Origin of the sequence: Acinetobacter sp. Marseille-Q1623 (assembly GCF_902809895.1) — a bacterium.
Taxonomy (GTDB): Bacteria; Pseudomonadota; Gammaproteobacteria; order Pseudomonadales; family Moraxellaceae; genus Acinetobacter; species Acinetobacter piscicola_A.
Map to the genome: position 1 here is coordinate 2,372,776 of NZ_CADDWG010000001.1, position 17,219 is coordinate 2,389,994.

The 17,219-nt window shown below is 39.6% G+C and carries 18 protein-coding genes and 5 tRNA genes; all 23 read right to left on the reverse strand.

Going from position 1 to position 17,219, the window contains the following annotated elements; translation table 11 throughout:
• Nucleotides 1-63: 63 nt before the first annotated feature.
• A complete protein-coding gene (gene rplA / locus HUV91_RS11315; protein ID WP_174493428.1) occupies nucleotides 64-759 on the reverse strand; it encodes a 50S ribosomal protein L1 in 696 nt (231 codons plus the stop codon).
• Between the two features lie 3 nt (nucleotides 760-762).
• Nucleotides 763-1,191, reverse strand: coding sequence for a 50S ribosomal protein L11 (rplK, locus tag HUV91_RS11320; protein WP_004813566.1), 429 nt, complete (start codon nucleotides 1,189-1,191; stop codon nucleotides 763-765).
• A gap of 117 nt (nucleotides 1,192-1,308) precedes the next feature.
• Nucleotides 1,309-1,842 (reverse strand): transcription termination/antitermination protein NusG, encoded by a 534-nt coding sequence (nusG, locus tag HUV91_RS11325; RefSeq protein ID WP_111861062.1) that lies wholly within the window; start codon nucleotides 1,840-1,842, stop codon nucleotides 1,309-1,311.
• Between the two features lie 7 nt (nucleotides 1,843-1,849).
• Nucleotides 1,850-2,290 carry a preprotein translocase subunit SecE gene (gene secE, locus HUV91_RS11330; RefSeq protein ID WP_174493429.1) on the reverse strand — a complete coding sequence of 147 codons (441 nt, stop codon included), beginning with the start codon at nucleotides 2,288-2,290 and terminating at the stop codon, nucleotides 1,850-1,852.
• A 75-nt stretch (nucleotides 2,291-2,365) separates the two neighbouring features.
• A tRNA-Trp gene (locus tag HUV91_RS11335) sits at nucleotides 2,366-2,441 on the reverse strand.
• 45 nt (nucleotides 2,442-2,486) lie between these two features.
• On the reverse strand, nucleotides 2,487-3,677 hold the full coding sequence (gene tuf, locus HUV91_RS11340; RefSeq protein WP_174493252.1) for an elongation factor Tu: 1,191 nt from the start codon (nucleotides 3,675-3,677) through the stop codon (nucleotides 2,487-2,489).
• Nucleotides 3,678-3,820: 143 nt separating this feature from the next.
• Nucleotides 3,821-3,895 (reverse strand) — tRNA-Thr (locus HUV91_RS11345).
• Nucleotides 3,896-3,907: 12 nt separating this feature from the next.
• Nucleotides 3,908-3,983, reverse strand: a tRNA-Gly gene (locus HUV91_RS11350).
• Between the two features lie 35 nt (nucleotides 3,984-4,018).
• Nucleotides 4,019-4,102, reverse strand: a tRNA-Tyr gene (locus HUV91_RS11355).
• Nucleotides 4,103-4,156: 54 nt separating this feature from the next.
• Nucleotides 4,157-4,232, reverse strand: a tRNA-Thr gene (locus HUV91_RS11360).
• 97 nt (nucleotides 4,233-4,329) lie between these two features.
• Nucleotides 4,330-5,823, reverse strand: coding sequence for an anthranilate synthase component I (trpE, locus tag HUV91_RS11365; protein ID WP_174493430.1), 1,494 nt, complete (start codon nucleotides 5,821-5,823; stop codon nucleotides 4,330-4,332).
• A 134-nt stretch (nucleotides 5,824-5,957) separates the two neighbouring features.
• Nucleotides 5,958-6,626, reverse strand: a complete 669-nt coding sequence (locus HUV91_RS11370) for an HAD-IA family hydrolase (protein WP_174493431.1) — start codon at nucleotides 6,624-6,626, stop codon at nucleotides 5,958-5,960.
• A gap of 74 nt (nucleotides 6,627-6,700) precedes the next feature.
• On the reverse strand, nucleotides 6,701-7,417 hold the full coding sequence (locus tag HUV91_RS11375; protein WP_130074521.1) for an FHA domain-containing protein: 717 nt from the start codon (nucleotides 7,415-7,417) through the stop codon (nucleotides 6,701-6,703).
• Nucleotides 7,418-7,542: 125 nt separating this feature from the next.
• Entirely contained in the window at nucleotides 7,543-9,783 is a 2,241-nt protein-coding gene (gene gspD, locus HUV91_RS11380) for a type II secretion system secretin GspD (RefSeq protein WP_174493432.1), read from the reverse strand.
• A gap of 41 nt (nucleotides 9,784-9,824) precedes the next feature.
• Entirely contained in the window at nucleotides 9,825-10,682 is an 858-nt protein-coding gene (locus tag HUV91_RS11385; protein WP_130074519.1) for a type II secretion system protein N, read from the reverse strand.
• 2 nt (nucleotides 10,683-10,684) lie between these two features.
• The gene (gene gspN / locus HUV91_RS11390; protein WP_174493433.1) at nucleotides 10,685-11,428 is read right to left on the reverse strand and encodes a type II secretion system protein N; all 744 of its coding nucleotides are present in this window, start codon (nucleotides 11,426-11,428) and stop codon (nucleotides 10,685-10,687) included.
• A gap of 171 nt (nucleotides 11,429-11,599) precedes the next feature.
• Nucleotides 11,600-11,926 carry an H-NS family nucleoid-associated regulatory protein gene (locus HUV91_RS11395; RefSeq protein WP_130074517.1) on the reverse strand — a complete coding sequence of 109 codons (327 nt, stop codon included), beginning with the start codon at nucleotides 11,924-11,926 and terminating at the stop codon, nucleotides 11,600-11,602.
• Between the two features lie 256 nt (nucleotides 11,927-12,182).
• The gene (locus HUV91_RS11400; RefSeq protein ID WP_130074516.1) at nucleotides 12,183-12,614 is read right to left on the reverse strand and encodes an acyl-CoA thioesterase; all 432 of its coding nucleotides are present in this window, start codon (nucleotides 12,612-12,614) and stop codon (nucleotides 12,183-12,185) included.
• A gap of 11 nt (nucleotides 12,615-12,625) precedes the next feature.
• Nucleotides 12,626-13,822, reverse strand: coding sequence for a heme biosynthesis protein HemY (locus HUV91_RS11405; RefSeq protein WP_174493434.1), 1,197 nt, complete (start codon nucleotides 13,820-13,822; stop codon nucleotides 12,626-12,628).
• A gap of 1 nt (nucleotide 13,823) precedes the next feature.
• Complete coding sequence (locus tag HUV91_RS11410; protein WP_174493435.1) at nucleotides 13,824-14,669, reverse strand: hypothetical protein; 846 nt, start codon at nucleotides 14,667-14,669, stop codon at nucleotides 13,824-13,826.
• A complete protein-coding gene (locus tag HUV91_RS11415; RefSeq protein ID WP_130074513.1) occupies nucleotides 14,666-15,448 on the reverse strand; it encodes a uroporphyrinogen-III synthase in 783 nt (260 codons plus the stop codon). Before HUV91_RS11415 ends, HUV91_RS11410 begins: the two co-directional genes overlap by 4 nt.
• A complete protein-coding gene (hemC, locus tag HUV91_RS11420; RefSeq protein ID WP_174493640.1) occupies nucleotides 15,448-16,371 on the reverse strand; it encodes a hydroxymethylbilane synthase in 924 nt (307 codons plus the stop codon). Before hemC ends, HUV91_RS11415 begins: the two co-directional genes overlap by 1 nt.
• A 92-nt stretch (nucleotides 16,372-16,463) precedes the next feature.
• Nucleotides 16,464-17,201, reverse strand: coding sequence for a LytR/AlgR family response regulator transcription factor (locus HUV91_RS11425; RefSeq protein ID WP_174493436.1), 738 nt, complete (start codon nucleotides 17,199-17,201; stop codon nucleotides 16,464-16,466).
• Nucleotides 17,202-17,219: the final 18 nt, after the last annotated feature.

A 17,219-nucleotide genomic window follows, 5' to 3' on the forward strand; every position in this document is an offset into this window, starting at 1 on the left:
CTTAAAGCGATGCTTTAAAATTTTCTCAGGGCTTTAAAATTCTTTATTTAAATAAGTTAAAACTTATTTAGAAACGTTTTGTACATCCACAGTAAGACCAGGACCCATCGTTGAGCTCAAAGTGATCTTTTGAATGTAGATACCTTTAGAAGTCGCAGGTTTTGCTTTCTTAAGGTCAGCAATAAGTGCTTCAACGTTTGAACGAACAGCTTCAGCAGTAAAACCTACTTGACCGATCGCAGCATGGATGATACCCGCTTTGTCTACACGGTAACGTGCTTGACCCGCTTTTGCATTTTTAACTGCAGTTGCTACGTCAGGAGTTACAGTACCCACTTTAGGGTTTGGCATTAAGCCACGTGGACCAAGAATTGTACCTAACTTACCTACAACGCGCATTGCATCTGGAGCAGCAATAACAACATCAAAGTCAAGGTTACCCGCTTGGATGCTTTCAGCAAGATCATCAAAACCAACAACGTCCGCGCCTTCAGCTTTAGCAGCTTCAGCAGCAGCGCCTTGAGCAAACACAGCTACACGTACAGTTTTACCAGTACCTGCAGGAAGTGTCGTCGCGCCACGAACAACTTGGTCAGATTTACGAGGGTCAACACCTAGGTTTACAGCAACATCCAAAGACTCTTTGAATTTAACTGCAGGAAGACCATTAAGAACTGCAACCGCTTCTTCCAAAGTGTAAACTTTGTGTGCTTCAACAGCAGCAACGATGGCTTTTTGACGTTTAGTTAATTTAGCCATGTCTTATAGCTCCACTTCCAAGCCCATAGAACGTGCAGAACCAGCGATGGTACGAACACGTGCGTCTAAATCAGCACCAGTTAAATCTGGTTCTTTAGTAGTCGCAATTTCTTCCAATTGAGCACGAGTCAACTTACCAACTTTAGTTTTGTTAGGTACAGCTGAACCCTTTTGGATACCCGCAGCTTTCTTAAGAAGAATCGCAGCAGGAGGAGTTTTCATGATGAAAGTGAACGATTTATCGTTGTACACAGTAATCACGACAGGAATTGGAAGACCAGCTTCAAGTTTTTGTGTCGCAGCATTGAATTCTTTACAGAATGCCATGATGTTAACACCACGTTGACCTAGTGCAGGACCAATCGGTGGAGATGGATTCGCTTTACCAGCTGGAACTTGCAGCTTGATATAGCCGTCAATCTTCTTAGCCATTATCTAATACCTCTGGGTAGTAACGCCGTTAGGCTCCCCATTTTATTCACACAGCAAACATATTACTGCGATAATAACAATGCCCGATAAAATCGGGCGCTTTTCAACCAACAATGATTAAACTGTTTTTTCGACTTGACGAAATTCCAATTCAACTTGTGTTGGTCGATTAAACACGTTAATCGTTAAGGTTAAACGTGATTTATCGTATATAACTTCTTCCACCACACCTTTAAAGTCTGTGAATGGACCGTCAATAACCAACAATTCTTCGCCTGGTTCAAACATTGTCTTAGGACGAGGTGCTTCACCAGTATTGCGTACACGTGCAAGAATCGCATCAGCTTCTTTTTGCGTAATGGGTGCAGGCTTTTCTGCTGTACCACCGATGAAACCTAATACTTTTGGACATTCTTTAACAATGTGCCAAGTTTCATCATTCATTTCCATTTCAACTAACACATAGCCAGGAAAGAATTTACGCTCTGATTTACGTTTCTTACCATCCTTCATTTCCACTACTTCTTCAGTAGGAACAAGGACTTCACCAAAGCTATCAGCAACAGCGCTACGCTGGATTCGATCATTAAGTGAACGCATCACTTGTTTTTCATAACCAGAATAGGCATGAATAATGTACCAACGTTTCATAGCTCTCTTACCCGATAATAAACTTCATAAACCAACCAATAATGTAGTCAAAGCACCACAAAATGATCGCCGCAACCACTACTACCAGTAGAACTTGCCATGAAGCTGTAACTGTTTCATGTTTCGTAGGCCAAGTCACTCGACGTAACTCTAATCGAGCATCCTTCAACAAACGAACAAAGCCTTTGCCTTGATGGGTGGCGTATAATAAACCTAAAGCCACGATGATACAAGCTATAATTACCCCAATGCGCACCCAAATGCTATTTGCAGGTGCCCAATATGCTGGTAAAAACTGTGGAACCATCATTGAACCAATCAACAGAATCAATGCAACGATCCATAACACCACATCAAATGGTGTACCAGAGCTTACAACTTCAGCAGGGTTATTTCTTTGAGGAATTGGCGCGCCGCCCATTGCGTCACGCGATTTATCATTCGACATTCTTTTACTCGTCGTAGGATTCGCGACTTATTATATGACCAGATCAGTCGGCATCAAGCTTTTTATTTAAAAATATGGCAGGTCAGGAGGGACTCGAACCCCCAACATTCGGTTTTGGAGACCGACGCTCTACCAATTGAACTACTGACCTATAAGACAAACCGAGAATCGAAACCCTCGGTTTGAGATAAAACAATTATGCAGTAACTTTAGAAACTACACCAGCACCCACTGTACGACCACCTTCACGGATCGCAAAACGTAGACCTGGGTCCATTGCGATTGGGTGGATCAATTCTACTGACATTTCTACGTTGTCACCAGGCATAACCATTTCAACGCCTTCTTTCAAAGAGATTGCGCCAGTTACGTCAGTTGTACGGAAGTAGAACTGTGGACGGTAACCGTTAAGGAATGGAGTGTGGCGACCACCTTCGTCTTTAGAAAGTACGTATACTTCTGCGTCGAATTTAGTGTGTGGTTTGATTGAACCTGGCTTAGCCAATACTTGACCACGTTGAACGTCTTCACGTTTAGTACCACGTAGAAGAATACCACAGTTCTCACCTGCACGACCTTCGTCAAGCAATTTACGGAACATTTCTACGCCAGTTACAGTTGTTTTAACTGTATCTTTAATACCAACGATTTCAACTTCTTCGCCGACTTTAACGATACCAGACTCAACACGACCTGTTACTACTGTACCACGACCAGAAATTGAGAATACATCTTCGATTGGCATTAAGAATGCTTTATCGATTGCACGTTCTGGTTCTGGAATGTAAGTGTCAAGCGCTTCAACAAGTGCAAGTACAGCTGGAACACCGTATTGACCATCTTCACCGTTAAGTGCAGCTAAAGCTGAACCACGGATTACTGGAGTGTCATCACCCGGGAAGTCATAAGTAGAAAGAAGTTCACGAACTTCCATTTCAACTAATTCGATTAACTCTTCATCATCAACGATGTCACATTTGTTTAAGAAAACAAGAATGTAAGGTACACCTACTTGACGAGAAAGAAGGATGTGTTCACGAGTTTGTGGCATAGGACCATCAGTCGCTGAACATACAAGGATCGCGCCGTCCATTTGAGCAGCACCTGTGATCATGTTTTTAACATAATCGGCGTGTCCTGGGCAGTCTACGTGCGCGTAGTGACGGATTGGAGAATCGTATTCTACGTGAGAAGTATTAATTGTAATACCACGTGCTTTTTCTTCTGGTGCAGAGTCAATTGCAGCGTAGTCTTTCGCTTCGCCACCAAAAGTTTTTGCACATACAGTTGCAATTGCAGCTGTTAAAGTTGTTTTACCATGGTCAACGTGACCGATTGTGCCCACGTTTACGTGTGGCTTATTACGTTCAAACTTAGCCTTAGCCATGTTTATTTTCCTCGTTTACGTCGAACACAGTTCTAATACAACCCATCGACATATTGTCTAAAAACCAGACACCCAATACTTGAAAAGCAGACTAATAAGCCTGCTTTTTGAATTTTTGTAGAATAATCTACTAAACTGTAATCTGGAGCTCTTATCGAGATTTGAACTCGAGACCTCTCCCTTACCAAGGGAGTGCTCTACCACTGAGCTATAAGAGCAATCATCTTCGATGGAGCGGGAGACGAGGGTCGAACTCGCGACATGTAGCTTGGAAGGCTACCGCTCTACCAACTGAGCTACTCCCGCTAAATGTTGGTAATTACCACTTCAATCGAAGTTAATGGTGGTGGGAGAAGGATTCGAACCTTCGAAACTTTCGTGGCAGAGTTACAGTCTGCTCCCTTTGACCGCTCGGGAATCCCACCAATTACACTTACTTTCAGTGTTGAACCTTTACTATTACATTACAAAACTTTAGATGGTGCCGGCACACGGATTCGAACTGTGGACCTACTGATTACAAGTCAGTTGCTCTACCAACTGAGCTATGCCGGCGTTTCTTTTGTTTCGTACCTTTCGTATCGGAACGGTGTGCAGTTTAGCAAAAAGAAAAATCCTTGCAAGTGTTTTTTTAAAAAAAATCGCTAAAAACCTATAAAATCAATCCATTTGATGATAATTCAACCGCTTTGATCACTGCGCGAGCTTTTATTTGGGTTTCATTCCACTCAGATTCAGGATTTGAGTCATAAACCAAGCCTGCTCCTGCCTGTACATAGACCTTATTTTCACGAATTACGCAGGTACGGATCGCAATCGACATGTCCATTTCACCATGCCAGCCTAAATAACCAACAGCACCACCAAAAATTCCACGTTTTACAGGCTCGACTTCGTCAATAATTTCCATTGCACGTATTTTTGGTGCACCTGACAGCGTACCTGCAGGGAAAGTTGCTTTAAAAACATCCAAAGCATCTACATCATCACGCACTTCGCCTTGTACATTGGACACAATGTGCATAACGTGTGAATAGCGCTCGATCACCATTTGATCAGTCACTTGCACTTTGCCTATTTTTGAAATACGACCAACATCATTTCGCCCTAAGTCAATCAACATTAAATGTTCTGCAATTTCTTTTTCATCAGACAATAAATCTTTTTCAAGTGCTAGATCTTCTTCTTTGGTTTTACCGCGTGGGCGAGTCCCAGCAAGTGGACGCACTGTGGCAATGCCATTTTCTAAACGAGATAAAATTTCTGGGGAAGAACCGACAATATGGAACGGTTGATTATTTTCCAAAGTCTGCCCTTGCACCAAAAACAAATAAGGCGATGGATTCAAATGACGTAAGGCTCTATACACCTGCAAAGGCTCACCATCAAAATCTGACACCATACGATGCCCAGGGACGACCTGCATCACATCGCCTGCACGGATGTACTCTTTGACCTTTTCAATCGAAGCAAGGTAGTTTTCTTTACCTGTTAATGATTCAAAATGCGGTGCAGTATGTTTTTTGGCTTGTAAGCTGATTGGCGTTGCCAGTAAAGTCTCAAGTTCATCAAGTTGTTGCTGTGCTTTTTGATAAGCATCTGCATCATTGACATCTGCATGTACAATCAAAAACAAGGTATCTTTTAAATTATCAAAGACAATCACAGTTTTAGACAGCATCATCCATAAATCAGGTAAACCCACAGGGTCTGCTTCAGGCACGTTATTTAATCGTGGCTCGATATAGCGCACTGAGTCATAACCAAAGTACCCCACCAAGCCTCCAGTAAATTGTGGTAAATCTGGAATAAGGTCATGTGGTGGCACCTTAAACTGTGCTTGAAAGTCTCGAATATATTGAAAGGGATCTAAGCATGTCTGCTGACGTATATCGCCATTGGCTTGTTGAATGGTGAGTTGCCCTGCATTACAGGAAAAAACCGTTGATTCCCCCAAACCAATAATCGAATAACGCGCCCAATTCTCACCACCTTCTACAGATTCAAATAAATAAGCTTGTTTGTGATCTTTGAGTCGGGCAAATACAGATAAAGGCGTGTCTGTATCTGCAAGACGTTGGCGATAGACAGGAATAAGGCTGTAGCCTGCTGTTTTTAATTGTTCAAATTGATTTAATGTCGTCATCAGGAAGTTCTCTTTTTCGATTTTACTCAGTGGCTTAAAATAAAAATCTTACTTAGTATCGCCATCGAAAAACTTTTTTACTGTTCATTCCTCTTTCCTTTGTCATCAATTTATTTTGCAGGGTTTACATTCACTTAACGCAGCAATTCCATCATATTATCGACCACCTGTTGTGGCTGACATAACTGAATATCCTCACCATGATTATAACCATAGCTTAAAACAACACAATCGACCTGGGCACGGCGTGCTGCTGCAACATCATTACTCGAATCACCAATCATTAAGGTTTTATCAGCACTAGACTGATAATGTTCTATACAATAATTTAACTGTATCGGATCAGGTTTGCGTTCTGCAAAACGGTCACCGCCAATCACATCTATAAAATAGTGATCCATTTTCAATTCTTGTAAAATTTTTCGAGCGGGTTGCTCAGGCTTATTGGTCACGCAAATCAATTTTTTATTGTGTTTCAACCCCCACTCTAAAAAATCAAGAACACCATCAAATGCTTTGGTATCTACACAAGGTTCAGCATTATAAATTTCTAAAAATGTAGCCAAAAGCTGTTGATGCAAATCAGGATCAACTTCACCTTTTAAATATTGCAAGGTGCTTTCACAAAATAATGATGTTCCCTTACCAATCCAAACCCGCACTTGCGCCTCAGTCACCAAAGGTAAATCCAAACGTGCCAGACTTAAATTCATCGCACGATAGAGATCAAATGCTGAATCAACTAAGGTTCCATCCAAATCAAATAAAATAAGTTCTCGCTGATCCAACTTTGCAACATTCATCTTTTTACATCCACTGATCACTGATAAAACAAAGGCATGCGATTGCATGCCTTGATTGTAGGTTGAAACAAGGCTTATTTAAAGAATAGCCAAGCAATCACCGCCAAAATGACCAAAGTAATAATGGTAATGAGTCCAACTTTTGCATTTTTCTGGGTTTCTACTTCTTTCTCAACACAAACTTCAGGTGTTTTAATTTCACACGCTTCTGGTACTGGTGCATGGATGTCTACATTGGCAGGGATTGGCGCAGGTTTTGGCACACCGATATTGGTTGGCATACCATCACGTGACAGTTGCACATGTTCATCTCGTGATGAAAGTTCAGGCATCCCCTGTTCATTCATTTTTTCTGCTGCGGTTTTTTCTTTTTCAATTTTTTCCTCTACCACCGGTGGTTTAATCTCTGAGGTAGCAATTGCTTCAGCAGGTTGAATAATTTCCTCAACGTCAGCAGTGACCATAGGGGCAACGATTTCAGGCACAGTCTCCACCTGAACAGCAGGTGCATAGACATGAAATTTTAGACTAGCAAATTGAACAATATCATTATCTTTTAACAATTTTTGTTCATCAATACGAATATCATTTACAAATGTACCATTAGAAGATTTCAAATCTTGAACCCAAAGTGCATCATCTTTTACTAAAAAAGCAGCATGGCGACGTGAAATTTCTGCCGCTTGCAATAAAATATCAGCCTCTTGATGGCGACCAACTAACATGTCTTTGTCAATTGAAACCTCTTTCCCTTCAAGTTCTGCACTAATTGCCTTTAATTTCCAAGTCATGATGATCTTCTCATTCTGATTCAAAAGCATATTAACATGCAAAATTCAGTTTTTAATAGTCTTAACCACGATCATACAAACTGAATTCTACAATCTTTATCGCCAAAGTGAAGTTAACTCAAGATTTAATTGACCCTTTGCTGCTGAATTTTAGATTGATCTTCTGCAACAGGTGTAGTGATGGCTTTGTGTGCACCACCCGACGGAACCTGTTGATAATTTTGAGGAGTAGGCTGAATAATTTTTGGCTGATTTTGTGGATTAGAGGTCAATGGTAGACGTTGTTGATACACATCTTCTATATTGGCAGGCAATTTAGCAAAGTTACCATCTTTATCCATTGCCAATTGCAAACCATAGAGTTGGTCATAACGTTGCTGAGTTAAACGGCGCACATCCGTATTATCATCGACAATGGTTGGATGAATAAAGATCAATAAGTTACGTTTTTGATTACTATTATTGTCTGATCTAAAAAGACGCCCTAGACCCGGAATCGCACCCAAGAAAGGTACTGACTGACGCCCAGTCACGCTATTATCTGCAATCAAACCACCTAAAACGATAGTTTGCCCATGATCTGCCAAGACCGTGGTTTTAATCGCACGTTTACTGGTGACCAAATCCGCTGCTTGTCCACGACTTTGATTCACATTTGAGACTTCTTGTTCAACTGCAAGTCGCACTGATCCACCTTCTCCAATTTGCGGGGTTACTTTCAAGGTAATCCCGACATCTTTACGCTCAATCGAAGTATATGGATTGACTGTGCCGCCACTTCCTGTACTGACAGAACCCGTCACAAATGGAACGTTTTCCCCCACTACGATATACGCCTCTTCATTGTCCATCGTCACAATAGACGGTGTAGATAATAAATTGGATTTGGTTTTCTCTTTGAGTGCTTGGATCATCGCGCCATAAAGTTTACGAGAACCATTCGCACCTTCTCGATAATCCCCTAAGATTAGAGATGTACCTGCACCTTGATTACTGTTCCCAGCCATTGCTGCGCCAATGCCTGCTGCACCACCTGTCAAATAACCTGCTGCTAAGCTTGCTAAACTCGACCCGACATTAGAGAAGTTAATCAAGCCTACGCCTGTACTCAAATCCCCCATTGCCCATTGCACGCCAAGTTGATCTGTATCGTTGCCTTCTATTTCAATGATGGCTGCTTCAATCAAAACTTGTTGACGACGTATGTCAAGTTGTTGAATCGCAGCATCAATTTCTCGCATAAGCTGCGGTTCAGCTTTTACAATCAAGGCATTTTGCGTGCTGTCAGCAATAATACTGACTCCATTGGCATTAAAGCTGCTGATATTATTTTGATTATTATTTGAAGTATTACTGTTTAAATTAATCGATGAACCTGTCGCACTTGAAGCGCTTGAGCTATTACTCAGCGATGAACCATTTGTATTGTTATTGGTTAAGTTATTGATTGAGCTATTGTTGCTATTATTGTTGCCGTTATTACTTGAGCTCACAGCCTGACCTGTAACCAGTCCTTGTAAAATTTCAGATAAGTTTTTTGCATTGGCATATTTTAGCTTAAAGACTTTCAAGCCACCCAAACGATCTGCTGAAGGTACATCCAGCATTTCTACCATGTGACGCAAACGTTTACGTGATGTCGGATCACCTTTTAAAATAATTCGATTCGTTCGTTTATCTGCAATGATTCGCACACGAGAACCAGCAAAATCTTTAGAAGATCCTGTCGCCGCCATCGAATCAAGCAGACTTATAATTTCTTCGGCTTGACTCGATTGCAGGGTAATCGCTTCAATGTCATTTTGCCCCGTACCATCTAAGTTACGGATAATCGTTTCAATCTGATAAATATTACTTGCACGATCTGACACGATTAGAGCATTTGTTCCCTGAATCGCTGCCATATGGGCAAATTGCGGCATCAGTGGACGTAAAGCAGGAATCAAATCATTTGGATTGGTATTTTCTAGCCAAATCACACGTGTTACGACTTGATCACCACGTGCATTATTACGCGGGTCGTACTGCACATTCGTGTTGCGAATATTACTGTCAGGAATAAGACGAATGGTGTTACCTGATGGCACAGCAACCACCCCATTAACATTAAGTACACCTAAAAATAAGTCATAAACTTCATTTTTATTCAGCGGCTTATTTGAAATCACCGTAACGTTGCCACGCACACGCGGATCAACTGCAAAATTTTTCCCTGTAATGTCTGCAACTTCATTAATAAAAGCAGTTAAATCTGCATCACGTAAGTTAATTTTCCATGTTTGTGCATGGCTTGCTGTGCTGATAACCGTCATTAAAGGAGCAGCGACTACAAGAGCCCAAACTGGTCGATGATTCAAAAAAGCCATAACTTATTATCTTTCCTAATTTTATTTGTAGTTCTCATCACTTACAAACTTTGCTGAATGGTCATCACCTGATCACCACGCTTAATTTCAATTCTTACTTTACCATCACGTTTGGCTTGTTCTAACAGTTGTATATCACTTTGTCCCTGCCCCACAGCTTGTCCATTAAGAGAAATAATACGATCACCCGACCTCAAGCCTAATTTGTTACGCAGCGCCGCAGGCGTTTGATCTGTCACTTCATAGCCCTGTCCACCTTGTGTATTGACGCCCATATTTTTTAAATATTGATCTTTGTCTTGATTCATTTTCTCAATGGCTTGAGTCAGTGCGCTTTGACTATTACTCGGTGAAGGCTCTGTTGCAGGCTGTACATCTTGTTGGAGTGGTGCGACACTTGCTGAACCCGATTGATTTGGCTCAATAGGTTGGTACAAGCTACCTAAACTATTAAATTTTAACTCTCGAGTTGCACCACTTGCCTGACGTAAAATGACCCGATCCCAATATACTTCTGACAATTCATAGCCACTGTTGTCAATATTCTGTCCAACAATAAAACGGTCTGCAACTTCATTAACCTTAATTACAGCTGAGGAGTTTCGGCTTGGATAACCTACAACCACGCCTTGCAATTGCATTGGAATAGTTTCATCCGCCGCGGCTTCACTTTTATTGGCTTCATAAAATAGTGCAAAACTCGAAATATTCGGAACTTGGGGTTGTTGTGCCCCAAGCTGCACCGCTTCGGGCTGTATCACTTGAGGAGGTGCAATCACCCACCAAAACATTGCAGCCAATTTCCAAGCGATTGCCAAAATCAATAACAATAAAACCACAGGCGCAAGTTTATCGAGCTTTTTCCACGAAATATGTTCAAGGTGTTGTTGAAAATTCATGGTTATGAGCCTCCTTGCAACAAAGGCTGACGACTACTGATTACATAAGTATCTAAACCAGCTTTACCATCATAAGAAGGGACATTTAACAAGAAACGTTGTGTCAATTGCACATCGAGCATCATTGTGGGATCTAAAGTAATATTGACCATTTTTTGACTACGTTGATCTTGAATATCAAAAATCAGTTTACCTGCTTCATCCTTCAGTTGACCATTCAACGATGGCATATTCATACGATCTTGGCGCTGAGCATAGGTGTAAATTAACTCACCACCCGCCCACTGTAGTTGACCATCACTTTCACTAAAACCTGTCTCTTGCTTAAACTTAAAACTGACATCTTTAAGTTGAATGGCATTGACGGGCCATTGCCAATCAACAATGCTTTTCAGTGTTTCTGGTGCAATTTGTCCCGTCATATTTTTAATGGTGACTCGCTTACCCAAACCATATGCTGCAACACCGTTAAGCTGTGTTTGCCCACTATGAATTTCAACATGTGCACCAGCACGCAACAAAATCAAATCAAAAGGACGTGTGTGCCAAGTCACTGAGCCGCGTAAATTGCCTTGCTGCCAATCTGCTTGACCTTGCCAAATATTGCCACTGACATTGTGTAAAATTTGATTGTTTTTATAAAATTTAGAAATTAACCACGTCGCAGGTACTTGTAATAATACAAAAATGAAAAAGGCAACAATGCCAAGAATCCACCATGTTAACTGTTTCGATTTTTTATTCATCTAGCCATACCAACACATATTCATTTATTCTTCCATGCAAGATGATGCCTGAGTTATGACTACACATTATGCATAATTTTCGAGTATCTCCAATTGACTCTTATAAAAAAACCAAGCAGTTTTGCTTGGTTCTTTAGATTTTAAGGACTTTGCATGACATTTACATGAAGATTAGATCAAGAAATCTTCTAATTTAGCGCCTTTTTCAATTTCCGCCACTAACCAACGAGGTTGTTTACCACGTCCAGTCCATGTTTCTGCTGCATTGTTTTTGTTACGATAACGTGGTTCAACGGCTTTACGCGTTGTCTTTTTACGTTTATGCGTACCATATTCGATGAACTGTTCTAAAGTTAGACCCGCAGCTTCTGCAATTTCAATAATTTTATTATAAGCATCTTCTATTTTTTGATCTTTTTTTGATTCAATCAACGCTTCAGCTTGTGCTGCTAAACGCTCTAACTCTTCTACCGAAAGATCACTAATATCAGGCATCATATTAACTCCATAGTCAATTCTTAATAATTATTCAAAATAATTCCGCTATTATATTATTTTTAATAATATTAATTAGCAATACTAAACCCTTTATTCATTCACATAAAATCAACAAAAAAATAAAGTTATTTTGATTATACATGAATAATTAATATACACCATATTCCTTACTTAATAAGTAATCTTGACTTTTTATATCCAAAACCCAAATAAAACATTTCTAAAGGACACTTTTTACTAATCTTAAGGATGTATATTATTTTAAGTTATTTCCACTTTGATTTTCTAAATCAATTATTTTTTGTCTTAAAATAACTGGAATAGTAGTTTTTTTCATTTCGATTTTATCCACAAAGACTACAACAGCTTCACCTTCTGCTACAACTTGGTTTTGTTGCATGCTATATAAAACATAATGCATACGAATCGCACTATTACGCATTTCTTCAATACGTGTATAAATCTTTAATTGATCTGGATAGAACACAGGTTTTAAGTATTTACATTGACTTGATGCAACCACAGTTAATATATCTTCAGCCAATACATTTAAGGCATCAAAATATGCAATACGTGCACTTTCTATATAACGATAATATTGCACATTATTAACATGTCCAAATGCATCCATATCTCCCCATGCGACTTTTTGCTCATAAACAATTGGATAGTTTGATAATTCCAACATATATATAACCCTTAAATTTTAAATTTCACAAAATTTGCATCATTTTCAAAAATCGAATTTAACTGTAAAATTAAATCATCATTACCATTTAAAGTGGACTTAATTCTCAAATAATTCATCAATGGATCATCGGGATAAAGTGATAACAATTGTTCTGCTTTTTGAGTTTTACCAGTAGCGTTATAGATATGCCACTTCGCAAATGCAAATACAGGAATACCTGAATACTTAGTTTCTAAATACTCGATTTGTTGTTCAATATATTCATAATCTGGGTTCTGGCGTAATAAATAATGCTGGAATAATAAATAAAATACATCCTGATCAAATTTTTCATTTAATAATTGCAATGCCAAATTTTGATGCTGTTGACTCATTTCAGGATAATGAGTTAATACTTTCAACCACAATACCTTTATCTCATAAGACAAATCTGTCAAATGCTCAGCCGCAAGTAGATAACGTTGTTGAATCAGTTCATTTTCTTTCGCTGTAGCCGTTTCGAGCTTAGAAAGCAATTCAGTCAACCAAAGTCGTTGTGTTTCTTCATTTAATAAGGCAGCAAACTGCGTCGAGTGTAAATATTCAAATGGAAATTTAATCGCAAATGCTCCCCATAAATTTTGTAATTTATGCGCATAGGCTTGACTGACTTGCTTTAACCACGGTGATAATTCATGTCCACTCAAAAACTCTAAATGTGTCAGTGCTTGCTGTGCTTGATTTTCTGCCAAATAAATTTTAATGCGTTGTATTTCCGCGAGCTCAAAAGCTGCTGTTGAGCTCTGCTCCAAAGCAGTTAACGCTTCAGTATAATGCTGAGCACGAAATAACAACCGAGCTTGAATAATATTTTTTAACAAACCAGATTGATTAAACACTTCTTGAATAAATTCTTGTTTCTCACTTTCACCTTCGAGTAACCACACCACACCCAATTGTTCATAAGGATGCAAACGGCTAAAACTAAAGGTATTTTCCAATTTACGGCGCTCTTGATTCAGATAGCGCTTCATCAAATACCAAGTGCTATGCACCATAAAACTCAACAACAGGAAGAAGAAAACCACCACCCAAATATTGGTCTGGATTTGAATATCACGCCACAAAACATAAATATAGCCAGCACCTGAGGAATAACTCAGCAAACTCAAAACAGCTAGCAGAATTAAAGCAACAAAACTATAGACGCCCAAAATTTGCTTCATCTTATGCTCCCAATACTGTGGTTGTATTGAGTTTTGGCACTGATAAAATAGGCATTTGTTTAATTTGTAATAATTTTTGTTTAAATTTCTGACTTTGTGCATCAGGCAACGGATCTAATTGTTGAATCACTAGATTGAGCATATTTTGGTATTCAACATATTCGCCACGCAATAACGCGTTTTGTGCCAAAATAATACGTAGCTGAGTTTCTTTTAGAATTAAACGACGATTCACCAATTCATTGGCAGAACGATCAACACGTTGTACCTGCAACCAACGCTGCCAAAAATGTTCAGGATTCTGTTGAGCAGGACTTAAACGAGGTTGTTGAATCTCGACTTGAATCGCTTGATCTAGTTGATGCAATACATGATTGAGCTGTTCCTGCTGCACATCTCGGGCTTGACTAAACTTTTGAATCGCTTGTATATCTTTTTGAATCGCTTGACGTAAACTATTTTTTAACGAGTCAGCTAAATTATATTTTTCTACCTGCAGGTTCAGCTGCACCAATTGCTCTACGGCAAAAATATATTGTTGCTGTTGTAAGGCAAACTGCACCAATTCTAACTGTTGTTTAATCACAGTAGATGGCTGAATACTTTGTATTTCTAATGTTTTACTCGGCAAACTATTCGGTACATTTTTCGCAGGTACACTATTTACCACTGTGGGATCGCGTTGTAATGCCACCACTTGGTCATTCAAAGTGGCATTTTTTTGCTCACTTTGATGCAAAGTATTTTGAATATCAGCCAGTTGTTGAGAAATATGATAAAAGTCGTAACTAAGTTTACCTAACCATGCCAATGCGATAAAAAATAAGAAATGGATAAACTTCTTCATATATTCCTTTGCAATAGTTGAATCTGCTGCAATACAGTCACCGTTTTTAAATTTGGAAGTGTGCTGATATTAAAACACATTGTCATTTTTTTCTTATATTGTTGCAAAATTTGATACAAACGCTCACCTAAAACTAAATAATGGCACTGATCAACCAACTTCAAGTTTTCTTGGTTTAACTGTAACCAATTGAGCCAGCTGGCTTCACTACTGATACACACCACATAAGGCTGGTGCATCTGATCAAGCTTTAACAGCATAGTACGATATTGTGCCAAACTTGTGGCAGGCAAATGCCGCTCATACAAAATAAAATTCAACACCTCAAGCTGACGTGCTTGGCATTGTTGCATCATAAATTGCCGCCCACCCTCACCTCGCCAAAAAGCAATTTTGCTAAGAGGTTGAACATGTTCAAAAATACTTAGTCCTAACATACCTTCTGAAGTTTCTACTTCAGGCACATGGCTGCTGATTTGATATTTTGCTAAAGCTTGGGCGGTCATTTGCCCCACAGCAATCCACTCAATGTGCTGTAGCTGTGAAAGCTGCACACCACTTTGTTGTAAATATCTCATCCCAATTTCGACTGCCGTTGGACTCACCACCACAATCATTTGTGCTTTTAAAAGCTGTGAATAGAGTGCTTTTAATTCATTTGAAAAGGGGTGTGCAGACAATTCTAATAAAGGCAGTTCAATCGTGTCTATACCTGCCTGTATCAGATTTTGGCTGAGTGCCTGTGCACGGTCAGTCGGTCGGGTATTAATAAATAACATTAATCTTGATAAAGTGCTTTGAGTAAATCACCCGCACCCAATGTAAGTAAAGCTTTCGCCAATTCTACACCCAATTGCTCGGCTTGATCTTCAGCACCTTGTACACGTTGTACCAATAGTGTTTGGCCATCAGGGCTACCCACACGACCTTCAAGCTGAATTTGTTGCTGTTGCACGGTTGCATAGCCTGCAATCGGTACTTGGCACCCGCCTTCTAAATAGGCGTTGAAAGCTCGTTCTGCACGGACACAGACATTGGTATCATGGTGCATTAACGGCATAATCAAGTCCAAAACTGCTTCGTCATGACTCCGACACTCTAAACCTAAAGCACCTTGACCCACCGCAGGTAAACTCAACTCAGGTGCAAGTGTATGACGAATACGGTCATGCAAACCTAAACGCTTTAAACCTGAACTTGCCAAGATAATGGCGTCATATTGTTCAGCATCAAGTTTAGATAAACGTGTGCCAACATTCCCTCTTAAATCAATCACATCTAAATCAGGACGTTGTTTTAATACTTGGCATTTACGGCGTAGACTTGAAGTACCAAGCTTTGCACCTTGGGGTAAATCTTCAAATTTTGCATAGTGATTTGACACAAAAGCATCAAAAGGATCTTCACGCTCACAAATCACTGCCAACTCTAAACCTTCTGGCAACTGCATCGGAACATCTTTCATTGAATGTACAGCTAAATCTGCTCGTCCATCTAATAAAGCCGCTTCTAATTCTTTAACAAATAAGCCTTTACCACCGATTTTTGCCAATGGCGTATCTAAAATTTTGTCACCTTGCGTCACAAACGTCACTAACTCCACTTGAAGTTGTGGATGCAACTGCTCTAAACGATCACGAATGTGTTCAGCTTGCCACATTGCAAGTGGGCTTTGTCTTGTCGCTATTTTCAAGGTCTTCATCATTTCAGCTTTGCCACAGTTTAAACACTCTAAACTTAACCTCCTGCTCTAAAAAAGCAAGTAAAATTATCACAGAAGCTATCTGTTCTATTTTATAGGTTCTGCATTCGCTCTCTTAAATTCGGTAAATGACGGCGACTCACTGCAAGTTTTTCATCTAATTCACGACAGCGCACCTGATATTGCCCTGAAGCAACCATTTCCAAACCATCCAAATAATCTATTGCAATGAGTGCATTACGGTGAATACGAATAAATTTACCCGAAAATTCTTGCTCAAGGTCTTTTAATGTTTCATCAATCAAAACACTGCCATTTTTATGACGTACAGTGACGTATTTTTGATCTGCTAAAAAATAGTAAATATTTTCAATTGGAATCAACTCCAATCCACGATAGGTTTTTGCAGCAATTTGCTGTCTTTGCACTTTTTCTTCCATGAGTTCTTTTTGTTCTAAATTAGTGATTTGCGCTTGAGTTAACTTAGTTAAACTCTCCAATACATCATTTAGATCGTCCTTTGCGATCGGTTTTAACAAATATCCTTTTGCTTGAGATTGAATTGCTTGCAATGCATGTTCATCATATGCAGTACAAAAAATAATTGCAGGCATAGGGTCAAATTGGCTTAATTGTTTAGCACACTCTAATCCGTCCATTTCAGGCATTTGAATATCCAATAGCACCACATCAGGTGCGTAATGTTCGACAAGTTCGAGTGCTTCTTGTCCATGCTGTGCCGTTGCCACCACATGATGTCCCAATTGCGTTACTAATCGTGATAATCGCTCGACCGCAAGTGGCTCATCATCACAAATTAGGATATCCATTCTCCCTCCTTTTGCATC

What these genes read in the sequence shown, in the direction of transcription:
- HUV91_RS11395 (WP_130074517.1), bottom strand. Translation starts at nt 11,926, where the DNA reads ATGATGCCTGATATTAGTGATCTTTCGGTAGAAGAGTTAGAGCGTTTA.
- tuf (WP_174493252.1), bottom strand. Translation starts at nt 3,677, where the DNA reads ATGGCTAAGGCTAAGTTTGAACGTAATAAGCCACACGTAAACGTGGGC.
- gspD (WP_174493432.1), bottom strand. Translation starts at nt 9,783, where the DNA reads ATGGCTTTTTTGAATCATCGACCAGTTTGGGCTCTTGTAGTCGCTGCT.
- nusG (WP_111861062.1), bottom strand. Translation starts at nt 1,842, where the DNA reads ATGAAACGTTGGTACATTATTCATGCCTATTCTGGTTATGAAAAACAA.
- HUV91_RS11425 (WP_174493436.1), bottom strand. Translation starts at nt 17,201, where the DNA reads ATGGATATCCTAATTTGTGATGATGAGCCACTTGCGGTCGAGCGATTA.
- HUV91_RS11385 (WP_130074519.1), bottom strand. Translation starts at nt 10,682, where the DNA reads ATGAATTTTCAACAACACCTTGAACATATTTCGTGGAAAAAGCTCGAT.
- rplK (WP_004813566.1), bottom strand. Translation starts at nt 1,191, where the DNA reads ATGGCTAAGAAGATTGACGGCTATATCAAGCTGCAAGTTCCAGCTGGT.
- secE (WP_174493429.1), bottom strand. Translation starts at nt 2,290, where the DNA reads ATGTCGAATGATAAATCGCGTGACGCAATGGGCGGCGCGCCAATTCCT.
- HUV91_RS11370 (WP_174493431.1), bottom strand. Translation starts at nt 6,626, where the DNA reads ATGAATGTTGCAAAGTTGGATCAGCGAGAACTTATTTTATTTGATTTG.
- HUV91_RS11375 (WP_130074521.1), bottom strand. Translation starts at nt 7,417, where the DNA reads ATGACTTGGAAATTAAAGGCAATTAGTGCAGAACTTGAAGGGAAAGAG.
- HUV91_RS11400 (WP_130074516.1), bottom strand. Translation starts at nt 12,614, where the DNA reads ATGTTGGAATTATCAAACTATCCAATTGTTTATGAGCAAAAAGTCGCA.
- HUV91_RS11415 (WP_130074513.1), bottom strand. Translation starts at nt 15,448, where the DNA reads ATGTTATTTATTAATACCCGACCGACTGACCGTGCACAGGCACTCAGC.
- HUV91_RS11405 (WP_174493434.1), bottom strand. Translation starts at nt 13,822, where the DNA reads ATGAAGCAAATTTTGGGCGTCTATAGTTTTGTTGCTTTAATTCTGCTA.
- gspN (WP_174493433.1), bottom strand. Translation starts at nt 11,428, where the DNA reads ATGAATAAAAAATCGAAACAGTTAACATGGTGGATTCTTGGCATTGTT.
- trpE (WP_174493430.1), bottom strand. Translation starts at nt 5,823, where the DNA reads ATGACGACATTAAATCAATTTGAACAATTAAAAACAGCAGGCTACAGC.
- rplA (WP_174493428.1), bottom strand. Translation starts at nt 759, where the DNA reads ATGGCTAAATTAACTAAACGTCAAAAAGCCATCGTTGCTGCTGTTGAA.
- HUV91_RS11410 (WP_174493435.1), bottom strand. Translation starts at nt 14,669, where the DNA reads ATGAAGAAGTTTATCCATTTCTTATTTTTTATCGCATTGGCATGGTTA.
- hemC (WP_174493640.1), bottom strand. Translation starts at nt 16,371, where the DNA reads ATGAAGACCTTGAAAATAGCGACAAGACAAAGCCCACTTGCAATGTGG.